This window comes from Pseudomonas xanthosomatis (genome assembly GCF_019139835.1).
GTDB lineage: Bacteria > Pseudomonadota > Gammaproteobacteria > Pseudomonadales > Pseudomonadaceae > Aquipseudomonas > Aquipseudomonas fakonensis.
In genome coordinates, this window is sequence record NZ_CP077075.1 from 1,002,388 (window position 1) to 1,017,167 (window position 14,780).

Sequence of the window (14,780 nt, forward strand, 5' to 3'; positions counted from 1 at the left end):
CATACCTGACGCCGCCTGCAAGGCAAGGTAAACTTGCCGCCTTAGCAGGAGCCACCATGAACTATCGCCACGCCTTCCACGCCGGCAACCACGCCGACGTCCTCAAGCACATCGTGCTCACCCGCCTCATTGCCCTGATGTCGCGCAAGGAGCAGCCGTTCGCCTACATCGACACCCACGCAGGCCTGGGCCTTTATGATCTGCAGGGCGACCAGGCGACCCGCACCGGCGAGTACCTGGAGGGCGTTGCCCGCCTGTGGAACCGCGACGACCTGCCGCAAGCCTGCGCCGACTACCTGCGCATCATCAAGCGCCTGAACCCGGACGGCGAGCTGCGCTACTACCCGGGCTCGCCCGAACTTGCCCGGCGCCTGATGCGCCAGCAGGACCGCGCGCTGCTCAACGAAAAGCACCCTGAAGACGGCGCGCTGCTCAAAGAGAACATGAAGAAGGACCCGCGCGTCACCGTGCACCTGGGCGAAGGCTGGCACATCGCCCGGGCCTTGCTGCCGGTGCAGGAAAAGCGCGCGATCATGCTGATCGACCCGCCGTTCGAGCAGGCCGACGAGCTCAAGCGCTGCTGCGTGGCCATGAAAGAGGCGATTGGCCGCATGCGCCAGACCGTCGCAGCCATCTGGTACCCGATCAAGGACCAGCGCTCGCTGACCCGCTTCTACCAGGACCTGACCAGCACCGGCGCGCCCAAGCTGCTGCGGGTGGAGCTGTACGTGCATCACCAGGACAGCCCGCAGGGCCTGAACGGCTCGGGCCTGGCCATCGCCAACCCGCCGTGGGGCCTTGAGGACGAGCTCAAGTCCCTGCTGCCGTGGCTGGCGAAAGAGCTGGCGCAGACTGCCGGAAGCTCGCGCATGGACTGGTTGATCGCCGAGTAATCCGTTTGCCTGTACCGGCCTTATCGCCGGCAAGCCGGCTCCTGCAGCTTGACGCCAATCCTGCAGGAGCCGGCTTGCCGGCGATAGGGCCGGTACAGGTTGCCGCGTTGCGCCAATCTTTGCGTTATAATCCCGCCCCTTTAGCCGCCATCCGCCCGCATGGCCCGGTGGCGCACTCCTATCGATTTGAGAGGCTAGACCCTTGGCACTGACGATTCTTGGCCTGTCCGGCGCCCTTAGTCATGACCCTTCCGCGGCCCTGTACATCGACGGCAAGCTGATTGCCGCCGCCGAAGAAGAGCGCTTCGTGCGTGACAAGCATGCGAAGAACCGCATGCCCTACGAGTCGGCGAAGTTCTGCCTGGAGCAGGCTGGCATCAAGCCGTCGGATGTCGATGTGGTGGCCATTCCGTTCGCCCCCATCAGCCTGTTCGGCAAGGCTCGCTGGCACTACGCCAAGCGCTACTGGTACGCCCCGGACCGCGCCCTCGACGCGCTGCTGATGGGCAACCGCCGCTACAAGCGCTACCGCAAGAAGATCGTCTGGTGCCTGGAGCAGCTGGGCTTCGACCCGAAAAAGATCAAGATCGAGCCGGTCGAGCACCACTTGGCCCACGCCTCCAGCGCCTACCACTGCTCGGGCTTCAAAGAGAAAACCGCGATCCTGGGCATCGACGGCAAGGGCGAGTACGCCACGACTTTCTTTGGGTATGGCGAAAACGGCAAGATCCACAAGATCAAGGAATTCTTCGACCCGGACTCGCTGGGCGGCCTGTACGGCGCGATCACCGAGTTCCTCGGCTTCGAGATGCTCGACGGCGAGTTCAAGGTCATGGGCATGGCGCCGTACGGCGATGCCAGCAAGTACGATTTCTCGCGCCTGGCCAGCTTCGAAAACGGCGAGCTGGTGATCAATACCGAGTACGCCAACGTCATCGGCCTGCGCCGCTATAAAGAGCAGGGCAAGGGCTTCTACTTCTCGCCCAAGCTGATCGAGTGGCTGGGCCCGAAACGCGAAGGCGACATTGCCGACGAGCCGTACATCCACTACGCGGCCAGCATGCAGGCGCTGTTCGAGAAGCTCGCCCTGCAGATGATCGACCACTATCTGGGCGACACGCTGAAAGAGACCGGCAAGCTGGCCTTCGCCGGCGGCTGCGCGCTGAACGTCAAGCTGAACCAGAAGATCATCGCCCGCGACGACGTCAAAGAGCTGTTCGTCCAGCCGGCCTCCGGCGATGCCGGTACTGCGGTAGGCGCTGCGGCCTATGTATCCCACGCCCGCGGCGTGCCGGTCGAGAAGATGGAGCACGTCTACCTCGGCCCTGCGTACTCCAACGAGGACGTGATCGCCGCCTGCGCCGGCCACCCGAGCCAGCCTGTATGGCGCAAGCTCGACAACATGCCCGAGCAGATCGCCAAGATCATGGTCGACGGCAACCCGGTGGCCTGGTTCCAGGGCCGCATGGAGTTCGGCCCGCGCGCCCTGGGTGGCCGTTCGATCATCGGTTGCCCGAGCGTCGAAGGCGTGGCTGACCGCATCAACCACCAGATCAAGTTCCGCGAGCGCTGGAGACCTTTCTGCCCGTCGATGCTCGACACCGTGGCGCCGCAGATGATCAAGATCGACCACCCGGCACCCTTCATGACCTTCACCTTCGAAGTGGCTGAAGAGTGGAAGACCCGCGTGCCGGAAGTGGTGCATGAAGACGGCACCTCCCGCGCCCAGGTGCTCAAGCGCGAGTACAACCCGCGCTACTACGACATGATGAAGGCACTGGAAGTGCTTACCGGCAACGGCGTGTCGCTGAACACCTCGCTCAACCGCCGTGGCGAACCGATGATCTGCTCGCCGACCGATGCGCTGAACATGTTCTTCGGCTCGGACCTGCAGTACCTGATCATGGAAGACATCCTGGTGGTGAAGGACGGCGCTGCGCCTTATGACCAACCGCTCTGAGCCGCGCATCCTGCAGTTCTGCCATGGCTACGACGGGCCATTTCTCGATTGCGCCCGTCAGTACGCCAGCCTGTTCCAGGGCAGCGGCTACAAAGTCACCACTGTGTTCCTCACCGGGGCAGCCGACGCGCAGGTCGCGGCCGGCTGCGCCTCGGACGAGGTGCTGTTCATGGAGTTCAGCTCGGCCGCCGTGCGCGGCCTGAAGCTGGGCGCCATCCGCGCGCTGCGCAAAATCGCCGCGCAGCGTGATTTCAGCTTTTGCATCGCCCACCGCTTCAAGCCGATCTACGTCGCTCTGCTGGGCACTGGCTTGCCGGTGATCGGCGTGCACCATGCGTTCAGCGATTACCAGCGCAAGGGGCGGCGCCTGTTCGCCAACCTGTTCCGCCAGCGCCTGAGCCTGCTGGGTGTGTCGGATGCGGTGCGCGACGACATGCGCGGTTGCCTGCCGCAGTGGCCGGCCGAACGCATCCAGACCCTGTACAACCGCATCGATGTCGAGGCGCTGCAGGCCAGCCTGGTGCCCCGTGACGAAGCGCGTCGTGTATTGGGGCTGGGTAGCGATGCCTGGGTAGTCGCCAATGTCGGCCGCCTGCACCCTGACAAAGACCAGGCCACCCTGCTGCGCGGCTTTGCCCAGGCGTTGCCGGGCCTGCCGGCCGGTGCGCGCCTGGCAATCCTCGGCAAGGGCCGGCTGGAGGGCAAGCTCAAGGCGCTGGCCGGCGAGCTGGGCATCGAAGGCCAGGTGGACTTCCTCGGCCAGGTGCCGGATGCCCGCCGTTACTTCCAAGCCTTTGACGTGTTCGCCCTGAGCTCCGACCACGAGCCGTTCGGCATGGTGCTGCTGGAGGCCATGGTCGCCGGTGTGCCGCTGCTGGCAACTGCTTGTGGCGGCGCTCGCGAAGTGGTCGAAGGGGTCGGCGTACTGTTCCCGCTGGGGGACGCCGGGCAACTGGCCCAGGGCCTGCAGCACATGGCCGGGCTCGATGCCGGCCAGCGCGCCGCCTGCGCGCAGCACATGCTGCAGCGCCTGGGCGAACGCTTCAGCGACCAGGCGGTACGTGACACCTTCTGGCAATTGCCGCAAATACGCGCGCTGGTCGCGGAGGCCTGATGCTCAACCATATCCAGGCCTGGCGCGAACGCGGCTGGGAGGTCATCGATGCGGCGGCCTACAGCCAGGCGTGGCAGCAATTCGGTGGCAGCGTCGCCACCCATCCGCTGGTAGTCGAGCAACTGGCCGATCTTGCGCAGATTCCGGTGCGCTACCTGGGCTGGGTGCAGGGCGGTGAAGTGAAGGCGGCGGTACCGGCCTGGGGGCGCCACCTGGCGTTGTCCAAGGACGTGCTCAAGCGCCAGGGCAAGAAGGGCCTGTTCGACCTGGGCAATGCCGAGATCATCCTGCCGGCCGCAGCGGATGCGCAGGCGCCGCTGCGTCATGCCGGGCGCTTTCTGTCGGAACTGAACCAGGGGCGTTTCGCCGGCCTCAAGTCCCAGCCTGAGCAATTGGCCATGGCGCGCCCGCACGAAGACCTTTCGAAGAAGTTTCGCTACAACCAGCGCCGCGAGCTGCGCCTGCTGGAAGAGGCGGGCGGGGTGGTACGGCCGATCGGCGAATTCACCCCGGCGCAGATCGCTGCGATGTACTGTGACCTGTTCCAGCGCCGCTGGGGCTTCCCTGCAGTGGGTGCCGAGCGTCTGGCCGAGGTGCTCGAGCGTATCGGCCACCTGCTGATCGGCTCGGTGCTGTTGCTCGACGGCGCGCCGATCGCGATTCAGCTGGTGTATCGTGTCGAGGCGCCGGGTTGGGTCAGCGTCGAGTACGTCAACGGCGGTGTCGACCCCGAGACCCGGGCGTTCAGCCCAGGCAGCGTGCTGAGTTTCCTCAATACCCAGCTGGCCTGGGATGAGGCGCGAGCTGCCGGCAAGCCTCTGCGGTTCTCGTTCGGCCAGGCTGATCGTGAGTACAAGGACCGCTGGTGCAACCCCGTTAACGTTTACCAGGTCTGAACATGAGTGCGCGCAAGCAGCAACTGCTCCAACGCCACCGCAAACGCAAGCGCGTCACCCTGCTGGTGGTGTTGCTGGTACTGCTGGCCACCGCCGTGTGGGCCTGGTGGCTGCCGCCATTGTTGGCCGTGCTGGCCTGGGTGGCCCATGAAGCCTGGTTTTCCGACCACTTGTTCTATGTGCCGGGCAGCGACTACGAGTACGACCTTAAGGCCTGCGAGCGCCATCGGCTGAGCATTCAGGGCGGGCGCCTGGCGCTGCCCGGTGGCTGCCTGCTGGAGGGCAACGAGACCTTATTGCTGCAGGTGACCCTGCGCGCCAGCTGGTTGGGCCGCCTGTTTGACCCGGCGGTGCGTATCGAAGGCGGCCTCAGCGATTGCCAGGCCTTCGAGCGTGGCGTGCACGGGGTACGCTACCTCAACCTGACCGGCCAGGCCGAGGCGCTGGCTGCCGGGCAGTTGCGCCTGGTCGGGCGGCATTGCCGCATGGCGCCCGAGGTGGAACTGCTGGTGGTGCGCCACCCCGACTACCTGGCCGGGCCGATGATGGTCATCGCACCCCATGCCGACGATGCCGAGCTGGCGGCCTTCGCCGCCTATGCTCAGGCCGACAGCAGCTGGATCGTGACCCTGACCGCCGGCGAAATCGAAAACGAATACTACCGCAAGGCTTTTGCTCTGGATGTGGTCGAAGCTGCCCGCCTGAAGGGCGAACTGCGCAGCTGGGACAGCGTCGCGGTGCCGCGCTGGGCCGGTGTGCCGGCTGCGCAATGCGTGCAGTTGGGTTACTTCTGCATGCAGCTACCGGCGATGCAGGCCGACCCACAGGCGCCGATCGCCTCACGCGAGGCGGACCTTGCCGATACCCGGCCGTTTCGCCGGTTCAACGAAACCACCCTGCAAAGCGACGCCGACGGCCAACCGACCTGGGCCAACCTGGTGCAGGATTTGCGCGAGCTGATCGAGCGCGCCCGCCCAGCCACTATCGTGATGCCGCACCCGGCCCTGGACCCGCACCCGGACCACGTGTGCGCCCATGACGCCCTGCAGCAGGCCCTGGCAGGCGCGCAATGGCGCCCCGAGGCGTTGTTGTTCTACGCCAACCACTTGCACGACAACGACCGCTGGCCGATGGGCGATGCCGGCACCGGCGTGCCCCTGCCGCCGTTCTTCGATGCCGGGCAGCCGCTGCGCCCCTGGGTGCTGGGCGTCTCGCCGCAAGTGCAGCGGCAAAAGGCCACTGCCTTGGGTATGATGCACGATCTGCAGCCCGCCGCGCCGCTCAAGCGCCGCCTGCGCCGGCTGCTGCAACGCTGCCTGGCTGCCCGTCGCTGGCCGACATTCGGTGAAAATGAATTCTTCCGCAAGGCAGTGCGGCGGCACGAGCTGTTCTGGGTCGGCACGCCGAACGACAAGAGAGAGCCCCGGTGAAAGTCCTGTTTCTGGTCCAGAAAGAGCAACGCGCGATCCTCGACCGCCTTTACGACGGCATCGCGGCCGATTGCGAATGTGATATCCGCTGGCTGAGCGACGCCGAGCAGGACGACCTGCGCGGTTATTTCCGCCAGCATGTGCAGGCCGAGCAGTACGACCGCATCCTGTTCTTCCTGCGCTTCAAGAAGGAAATCCGTCAGGTGCGGTTCATCCGCACCATCCCCAACCTGGTGATCCTCGAACACGACGCCTACCAGAACTACATCCCGTGCAAATACACCGGCGAGTTCAGCGCCTATTACCGGCGCTTGCCGTGGGCGCGGATTATCACCTCGGGCGCGGTGGTCACCCGCCGCCTGCGTGACGAGGGGTTCGATGCGGTGTTCGTGCCCAAAGGCTACGACCAGGCACTGCTGCGCTACGAAAGCCGCGAGCGCGACATCGAGCTGGCCTTCGTCGGCAGCCTGCGCAGCTTGGCGTACTCCGGGCGCAAGGCGATGCTCGAGTCGATCGCTGCCGTTGAAAACCTGCTGATCACCCGCACCAAGTCCGGCGACGAATACAGTCAGACCTTGAGCCGCATTCGCTACTTCGTCAGTGCCGACGTGGGCATGGGCGAGTACATGATCAAGAACTTCGAAGCCATGGCCTGCGGCTGCGTGCTGTTCGCCTTCGATCAGGGCGAGGAAGAGAACCAGGCGCTGGGCTTCGTCGACATGCACAATATCGTGCTCTACCGTGATGTGGCGCAGTTGCGCGAAAAGCTCGCGCTGCTGCGCGCCGACCCGGCGCTGGCCGAGCGCATTTCGCTCAACGGCCGGCAACTGGCCGAACAGCGCTATACCTTCCACGCCCTCGGGCAGGCGATCGTCGAGGCCATGCGCGCACCGCTGCGCAAGGCCCAGGCACCGGGCCTGCTGGATCGGTTGCTGCTGGCCGTCGGCCTCACGCGTTGAGCCCCAAACCCCATCGAGGAAGCTATGGTCTTCAGTGAAAACAGCGAGATCACACTGGTAGTGACCAGCTGTGGTCGATTCGAGCTGCTCAAGCGCACGCTCGAGAGCTTTGATCGTTACAACACCGCACCGATCCGTGAGGTGTTCATCACCGAAGACTCCGGTGACGAGGCGGTGCGCGAGTGCATCCCTGCGCACTGGCGCGAGCACACCACCTTCATCGTCAACAATCCCAAGCTTGGGCAGTTGCGCTCGGTGGACGCCGCCTACGCGCAAATCAAGACGTTCTGGGTGTTCCACTGCGAAGACGACTGGGCCTTTTACCGCCCGGGCTTCATCGAGCAATCCCAGGCCCTGCTGGAGGCCGACCCCCAGGCCCTGCAGGTATGGCTGCGCAGCTTCAACCACGACCTGCAGGTGCACAGCCCCTATGTGTTCCTGGAGGAGCGCCAGGTGCACGAGGGTATCGCCTTTTACAAGCTGGGCTCGCACAAGGCCGAGTGGCAGGGGTTCTCGTTCAACCCGGGCCTGCGCCGGCTGGCCGACTACCAGGCGCACGCACCCTACGCCTCGCACTCCGGTGAAAAGAGCCTGTCGCGGCTGTACGCCGAAAACAATCGTTATGCGCTGATTCTGGAAAGCGACGCAGTGCTGCACACAGGTTTTGGCGAGCACGTGGAAATGCCGGAAGAGAAAATCAAGAAGGCACGACGTAAACGCATGGATCGCATCCGCTTGCTGGGTGTGCTGGTCATTGGACTTTTGCTTGGATGGGTATTGAAGGATGTTTGAAAGGATTGGTAACGACAACAGCAGAAGCCGGGTGTACTTCAGTGCGGCGCTAGTGGTTTTTCTGCTGAGCTACGTGCTGATGGCCTCGGCGAAATGGACCAACAATATCTTTTATGCGTTCATCGCCCTGCCGGGGCTGGTGTGGTTGATCAAGGAGCGTGGTGCGGGCCTGCTGGGTGACAAGCTCGCTATGGCCTGGCTGGTGTTCCTGCTGTGGTTCCTGGTACCTGCGGTCGTGGCCGGTGATGGCCAGTTCTACAAGCACATCCTCTATGTAGCGTTGTTCGTGTTCATTCTGGCGGCGCTGGTCGAGCCCGAATTCTTCCGCTCACAAGCTTTCGCCCGCGGGCAGTTCTGGGTGTTGTGCCTGTACGTCTTCGGCTTTGCCGCTTATGCCTACCTGAGCGGGATCTACAGCTTCGGCTCGCGTGTGGCGTTGCTGCCGGCGCGTCTGGAAAACGTGATCTACACCAGCATCTGGCTGCTTTGTGCCCTGGCATTGGCCATGCCGCTGTGGCTGCGTGGCAAGTGCTGGTTTGAGGCTTTTTCCGCCGTTGTGCTGTCGTTGGTGGCGGTCAGTTTCGTGATGCAGACCCGGACCGCCTTTGTGGGCGCGGCATTTCTCTTTGCCGTTTGGGCGTGCTGGGGGCTGTGGCGTTTCCCTCGGGTTGCTGTCCCTGGTTTGCTGGTGTGTGCCGTGGCGGGGGCTGTGGTCCTGTGGCTGGTCAAGGATGCGGTCTGGTTCCATTCGCTGTTTGCGCGGGGTGATTCATTCCGTGGCGAGCTGTTCCGGGTCATGGTCGGTGAGTGGCAGAACTGTGGCTGGGCCTTGGGTTGCGGCGTTGAGTTCCACACCGACAAGCTGCTGGCCGGTACCATGCCGATCCAGCACCCGCACAACATCTTCGTGGCCCTGGGCCTTTACACCGGCGGTGTATCGCTGGTGCTGTTCCTGATCATCGTGGTCATGACCCTGGTCCAGGCCTTGCGCTTGCGCGACCCTTGGGGCATGTTCCTGGCGTGCGCGCTGGTGATGCTCAACTTCGACGGCAGCAAGCTGGTGGGCAACCCGGACGAGCTGTGGCCGCTGGTGCTGATGCCGGCTGCGCTGGTGATGGGGCGCGCTTTGCAGCATAAGCGCCGTTCCAGCTTGTAATTGCGTTAAAGCGTAGCTTGGAAGCGGGCTTGCCCCGCGATGTGCACGGCCCGGCCATGGTGTTGCGGGGCCGGCCGCCATCGCGGGGCAAGCCCGCTTTTGCGTTGCTTTCAGGCCAGGGCGCTGGCCAGATCTTGCGGGCCGCAGACCTGCTGGCTGGCCAGGTAGGCTTCGACGAAGCTGCCGTCGGCCAGCAACCACTGGCGGTCTTGGGCGTAGCGCAGCATGTGGCGGAAGTTGCGCTGGCGTTGCGACCTGCGCAGCGATGCGCGGCCAATACGCATGTCGGCGACGTCGATCAGGCCCAGCGCGCCCTCGGGGGTCAGCACCACGTTGCCCATGTGCGCCGAGCGAAAGTACACGCCGGTATCGTGCAGGCGGGCGATGAAACGCCCCAGTTGCGCGCGCAGCTCTGCGGGTTGGTCAGGCTGCTCCAGCACCTGGCGCAGGGTATCGCCGGGCAGCGGGTCGTAGTGCACCGCGTCGCGGGCGATCTCGGCGATGCGGTACACCGCCAGCACCTGCGGGCAGGGGATGGCGCGTTCGGCCAGGGCCTGGCAGTTGTCGGCAAAGCGCTGGGCATAGGGGTACCAGGCCGCCGAACTGATCAGGCGCTTGCGGCGGAACAGCTTGAGCATCGAGCCATCGCGCAGGCGCAGTACCTTGTCGCCGGTGCCGTCGGCTTCCAGCACGTGGGCACCCTCGCGCAGGGCGAGGTAGCGGGCGTGGTCAAGAGCTTGCATCAAGCCTCCGGGGCAGGGGTTGCGGACAGCCGCCTATGTTACCTGCTGCGGGCGGTGCGAAACACCGCGTGTGGTATAATCCCGACTCTTTTTGACCCGACGGATTGTCATGACTGTCCCTGAATCGTCCGCCCCTGCCAGCCTGAAGATCTATTTCCGCCTGCTGGGCTACGTCAAACCCTATGTCGGCATCTTCCTGCTGAGCATCGTCGGCTTCGTGATCTTCGCCTCCACCCAGCCGATGCTGGCGGGGATCCTCAAGTATTTCGTCGATGGCCTGAGCAATCCGCAGGCAGTGCTGTTCCCCAACGTGCCCTACCTGCGCGACCTGCAACTGCTGCAGGCGGTGCCGCTGCTGATCATCCTGATCGCGGCCTGGCAGGGCCTGGGTTCGTTCCTGGGTAACTACTACCTGTCCAAGGTTTCGCTGTGCCTGGTGCACGACCTGCGGGTGGAGCTGTTCAACAAGCTGCTGGTCCTGCCCAACCGCTACTTCGACAGCAACAACTCCGGGCACCTGATCTCGCGCATCACCTTCAACGTGACCATGGTCACCGGCGCCGCCACCGATGCCATCAAGGTGGTGATCCGTGAAGGCCTGACCGTGGTGTTTCTGTTCGCCTACCTGCTGTGGATGAACTGGAAGCTCACCCTGGTGATGGTGGCGATCCTGCCGTTGATCGCGGTGATGGTGAGCACTGCCAGCAAGAAATTCCGCAAGCAGAGCAAGAAGATCCAGGTGGCCATGGGTGATGTTACCCACGTGGCCTCCGAAACCATCCAGGGCTACCGCGTGGTGCGCAGCTTTGGTGGCGAAAGCTACGAGCAGCGCCGCTTCAACGCTGCCAGCCAGAGCAACACTGACAAGCAGCTGCGCATGACCAAGACTGGCGCGCTGTACACCCCGCTGCTGCAGCTGGTGATCTACAGCGCCATGGCGGCGCTGATGTTCCTGGTGCTGTTCCTGCGTGGCGAGGCATCGGCGGGCGACCTGGTGGCCTACATCACCGCCGCCGGCCTGCTGCCCAAGCCGATCCGCCAGCTGTCGGAAGTCAGTTCGACCATCCAGAAGGGCCTGGCCGGCGCCGAGAGCATCTTCGAGCAACTGGACGAAAAAAACGAGGAAGATACCGGCACGGTGGAAAAGGCGCGGGTGGAAGGACGCCTGGAAGTGCGCAACCTCAGCTTCACCTACCCCGGCACCGAGCGTGAAGTGCTCAGCGACATCAGCTTCGTCGCCGAGCCCGGGCAGATGATCGCCCTGGTGGGCCGTTCGGGCAGCGGCAAGTCGACCCTGGCCGGGCTGATTCCGCGTTTCTACCACCACAGCAAGGGCGAAATTTTGCTGGATGGCGTGGAGATCGAGCAGTACCGCCTGCGTAACCTGCGCCAGCACGTGGCTCAGGTGACCCAGCACGTGACCCTGTTCAACGACACCGTGGCCAACAACATCGCCTATGGCGACCTGGCCGGCGCACCGCGCGAAGCCATCGAGGCCGCCGCCGCCGATGCTTACGCCAAGGAGTTCGTCGACCAGCTGCCGCAGGGTTTCGATACCGAGGTGGGCGAAAACGGCGTGCTGCTTTCCGGTGGCCAGCGCCAGCGCCTGGCAATTGCCCGGGCACTGCTGAAGAACGCACCGCTGCTGATTCTCGACGAGGCCACCTCGGCGCTGGACACCGAGTCCGAGCGGCATATCCAGGCGGCACTCGACCACGTGATGGAGGGCCGCACCACCCTGGTGATCGCCCACCGCCTGTCGACCATCGAGAAGGCCGACCAGATCCTGGTCATGGACCAGGGCCGGCTGGTGGAGCGCGGCACCCACGCCGAGCTGCTCGCCGCCAACGGCCACTACGCCCGGCTGCATGCCATGGGCCTGGATGAGCCGGCCAAGGCCAATATCACCTGAACCCCGCCACGGCGGGGCCTCGACGGCCTCGCCGCTCAATCGATAAAGTCTGGCCACAGTTGGCATTAAAGCCCTCCGTGGCCCTGTGCTAATATCCTGCCCCTGTTCACTTTTCCAATTCAGGTTGCCCATGAAGTTGTCCATGCCGCGTTTCGATCAAGCTCCGGTACTGGTGGTCGGCGATGTCATGCTCGATCGCTACTGGCATGGCGGTACTTCACGTATTTCGCCTGAAGCACCGGTGCCGGTGGTCAAGGTCGACCAGATCGAGGACCGCCCAGGTGGCGCAGCCAACGTCGCGCTCAACATCGCTGCATTGGGCGCGCCAGCTGCGCTGGTCGGTGTCACCGGCCAGGACGAGGCTGCCGACAGCCTGGCCAACAGCCTGCAAGCCGCTGGCGTGCGTTCGATCTTCCAGCGCATCGCCCACCAGCCGACCATCGTCAAGCTGCGGGTCATGAGCCGCCACCAGCAACTGCTGCGCATCGATTTCGAAGAACCCTTCGCCACCGACCCGCTGTCGCTGGGCGCGGAGGTCGACGGCCTGCTCGAAGGGGTCAAGGTGCTGGTGCTGTCCGACTACGGCAAGGGCGCGTTGAAGAACCACCAGTCGCTGATCGAAGCGGCCCGCGCCAAGGGCATTCCGGTGCTGGCTGACCCCAAGGGCAAGGACTTCTCCATCTACCGTGGCGCCAGCCTGATCACCCCGAACCTCAGCGAGTTCGAAACCATCGTCGGCCGCTGCGCGGACGAGGCCGAGCTGGTGGCCAAGGGCCTCAAGCTGCTCGAAGAGCTCGACCTGGGTGCCTTGCTGGTGACCCGCGGCGAGCACGGCATGACCTTGCTGCGCAGCGGCCACCCGGCGTTCCACCTTCCGGCCCGGGCCCGTGAAGTGTTCGATGTCACCGGTGCCGGCGATACGGTCATTTCCACCCTGGCCGCCGCCATCGCCGCCGGTGAAGACCTGCCCCACGCTGTAGCCCTGGCCAACCTGGCCGCCGGCATCGTGGTCGGCAAGCTGGGTACCGCGGCCATCAGCGCCCCTGAACTGCGCCGGGCCATCCAGCGCGAAGAGGGCTCCGAGCGCGGTGTACTGGGCCTGGAGCAACTGCTGCTGGCCATCGACGATGCCCGCGCGCACAACGAGAAGATCGTCTTCACCAATGGCTGCTTCGACATCCTGCATGCCGGCCACGTGACTTACCTGGAGCAGGCCCGCGCCCAAGGCGACCGCCTGATCGTCGCGATCAACGACGACGCCTCGGTCAGCCGCCTGAAAGGGCCAGGCAGGCCGATCAACAGCGTCGACCGGCGCATGGCCGTGCTGGCGGGCCTGGGGGCGGTGGACTGGGTTATCAGCTTCCCTGAAGACACCCCCGAGAACCTGCTGCGCCAGGTCAAGCCGGATGTACTGGTGAAGGGCGGTGACTACGGCATCGACCAGGTGGTCGGGGCCGATATCGTCAAGGCTTACGGCGGTACCGTGAAGGTGCTGGGGTTGGTGGAAAACAGCTCGACCACGGCGATTGTCGAGAAGATCCGCAAGCACTGAGTGCGGTCCATCGTGGGGAAGTGCCTGGCACCGGCTGCGCCGGTGTTCGCGGTGGTCCGGCACTCCGGCAAGCCCGCTCCTACATGAATCGCATTAGCATCCGGCGTGCGCTGTACCTGTAGGAGATCACCCAGCCCTCGGGGCTGCGCGGTCGCGCAGAGAACTAGTCTCGCAGATGCAACGCGCCCTGTGGGAAGCGGCCTTGTGTCGCGATGGGCTGCGGAGCAGCCCCGGCAATTTTGCATGAAGCCGAGATCTTGGGCCGCTTCGCGCCCCATCTCGACCGGACGGCGCCCCGGCAAGGCCGCTTCCCCCAGGAACCGTGTTAAATCAATAGCTTGTAGTTTTTTCTATGAGAGCCGGCTTGCCGGCGATGCCTTTGATGGCGGCGCTATTTGTGCAGGGCCCGCTCCAGCAACGCCTTGGCCTTGTCACTGAAGCGTTGCAAGTGCCCCACCGGCTTGCGCTTTTCCTGCACCAGCCCCTGTTGCTTCAGCCAGTCCTTCCAGCGTACCCGCTCTTCACGCACCACCCAGCCGTCCTGGCGGGCGAAGCTTTCGGCCAGCCATAGCCCACGGGTGCTCGCCGGCAGCAACTGGTCCTTCTTCAACGTGTACAACTCGGCCAGCGGTTGGCCGTCCTGCAACGGCATCAGGTAGAGGTCGGGGCGCTTGCGGTCCAGGCGGGCCACCAGTTGCCCGCTTTCAAGCCGTTCATCGACATGGAACAGGCTCAGTGGCTTGGCCTCCCGCGGCACCTGCAGGCGCAGGTCGTAGATCAGTTGCAGCGAGGCGGTGGGCAGGTGCACATAGGCGCGCGGGCGCTCCATCAGCATCAGGTTGGCGCAGTGCACCGGGCGCGCGGCGCCCGATTGCGGCGTCAACACGAAGGGCGGGGTTTCGCGGTAGTGCAGGGCAGCGGCATAGGGCGTCGGCAGCCAGGTGTCGTTGAAACGCCCGCCCAGCCAGCCTTCGGGGGTTTCCAGCAGGCACTCCTCGGCCACCTCCTGAATGGCGGTGAGCAGCGGCAGGTTCAGCTCGTGGGCCGGCACGTAGCCGGAGATCAGCTTGAGCACCACATCGCCGCGGTCCTGCCGGCGCTGGCGCACCAGTACCCAGTAGTCGCGGCCCTGCCAGGTGAGGGTGAGGCGCACCGACACCCCGAGGTTGGCCAACTCGACCACGAAGCGTTGGGTGTCTGGCAGCTGTATGGCCTTGCGCCGTTGCAGGGTCTGGGCGAAGTTCTGCGGCACGCCGATGCTCTGGTAGGTGAGGCCATCGGCGCTGGCCTCGACGTGCAGGGGCAGGGTCTTGAAGTTGCTCGGGTTCTTGCGGATCAGCGTACGCGGCACGAGGCTCCTCCTTGCGTTGGGC

Annotated in this window: 12 protein-coding genes; 10 read left to right on the top strand and 2 right to left on the bottom strand. The window is 64.8% G+C overall.

Going from position 1 to position 14,780, the window contains the following annotated elements:
- Positions 1–56 precede the first annotated feature (56 nt).
- The 8 genes from KSS93_RS04400 (at position 57) to KSS93_RS04435 (ending at position 9,200) form a co-directional block, all read left to right on the top strand.
- Complete coding sequence (locus KSS93_RS04400) at positions 57–893, top strand: 23S rRNA (adenine(2030)-N(6))-methyltransferase RlmJ (protein WP_217887306.1); 837 nt, start codon at positions 57–59, stop codon at positions 891–893.
- A 202-nt stretch (positions 894–1,095) separates the two neighbouring features.
- Positions 1,096–2,853 (top strand): carbamoyltransferase family protein, encoded by a 1,758-nt coding sequence (locus tag KSS93_RS04405; protein WP_217887307.1) that lies wholly within the window; start codon positions 1,096–1,098, stop codon positions 2,851–2,853.
- The gene (locus KSS93_RS04410; RefSeq protein ID WP_217887308.1) at positions 2,837–3,967 is read left to right on the top strand and encodes a glycosyltransferase; all 1,131 of its coding nucleotides are present in this window, start codon (positions 2,837–2,839) and stop codon (positions 3,965–3,967) included. Before KSS93_RS04405 ends, KSS93_RS04410 begins: the two co-directional genes overlap by 17 nt.
- A complete protein-coding gene (locus tag KSS93_RS04415) occupies positions 3,967–4,863 on the top strand; it encodes an antimicrobial resistance protein Mig-14 (protein ID WP_217887309.1) in 897 nt (298 codons plus the stop codon). The genes KSS93_RS04410 and KSS93_RS04415 overlap by 1 nt, the downstream gene beginning before the upstream one ends.
- A gap of 2 nt (positions 4,864–4,865) precedes the next feature.
- Positions 4,866–6,293: a PIG-L deacetylase family protein gene (locus KSS93_RS04420; RefSeq protein ID WP_217887310.1), complete on the top strand. Its 1,428-nt coding sequence runs from the start codon at positions 4,866–4,868 to the stop codon at positions 6,291–6,293.
- The gene (locus KSS93_RS04425) at positions 6,290–7,252 is read left to right on the top strand and encodes a glycosyltransferase family protein (RefSeq protein WP_217887311.1); all 963 of its coding nucleotides are present in this window, start codon (positions 6,290–6,292) and stop codon (positions 7,250–7,252) included. The genes KSS93_RS04420 and KSS93_RS04425 overlap by 4 nt, the downstream gene beginning before the upstream one ends.
- A 24-nt stretch (positions 7,253–7,276) precedes the next feature.
- Positions 7,277–8,044, top strand: coding sequence for a glycosyltransferase family 2 protein (locus KSS93_RS04430; protein ID WP_217887312.1), 768 nt, complete (start codon positions 7,277–7,279; stop codon positions 8,042–8,044).
- A complete protein-coding gene (locus KSS93_RS04435; RefSeq protein ID WP_217887313.1) occupies positions 8,037–9,200 on the top strand; it encodes an O-antigen ligase family protein in 1,164 nt (387 codons plus the stop codon). The genes KSS93_RS04430 and KSS93_RS04435 overlap by 8 nt, the downstream gene beginning before the upstream one ends.
- Positions 9,201–9,310: 110 nt before the next feature.
- Here KSS93_RS04435 and KSS93_RS04440 read toward each other — a convergent pair whose 3' ends face one another.
- The gene (locus KSS93_RS04440) at positions 9,311–9,943 is read right to left on the bottom strand and encodes a phosphotransferase (RefSeq protein WP_217887314.1); all 633 of its coding nucleotides are present in this window, start codon (positions 9,941–9,943) and stop codon (positions 9,311–9,313) included.
- Between the two features lie 109 nt (positions 9,944–10,052).
- Here KSS93_RS04440 and msbA point away from each other — a divergent pair, with 109 nt between their 5' ends.
- Both msbA and hldE read left to right on the top strand, forming a co-directional pair.
- Positions 10,053–11,855: a lipid A export permease/ATP-binding protein MsbA gene (gene msbA, locus KSS93_RS04445; RefSeq protein WP_217887315.1), complete on the top strand. Its 1,803-nt coding sequence runs from the start codon at positions 10,053–10,055 to the stop codon at positions 11,853–11,855.
- Positions 11,856–11,985: 130 nt separating this feature from the next.
- Positions 11,986–13,407 carry a bifunctional D-glycero-beta-D-manno-heptose-7-phosphate kinase/D-glycero-beta-D-manno-heptose 1-phosphate adenylyltransferase HldE gene (gene hldE / locus KSS93_RS04450; protein WP_217840598.1) on the top strand — a complete coding sequence of 474 codons (1,422 nt, stop codon included), beginning with the start codon at positions 11,986–11,988 and terminating at the stop codon, positions 13,405–13,407.
- Between the two features lie 391 nt (positions 13,408–13,798).
- Here the strand turns inward: hldE and KSS93_RS04455 are convergent, their stop codons facing one another.
- Entirely contained in the window at positions 13,799–14,758 is a 960-nt protein-coding gene (locus tag KSS93_RS04455) for a metal ABC transporter ATPase (protein WP_217887316.1), read from the bottom strand.
- Between the last annotated feature and the right edge of the window lie 22 nt (positions 14,759–14,780).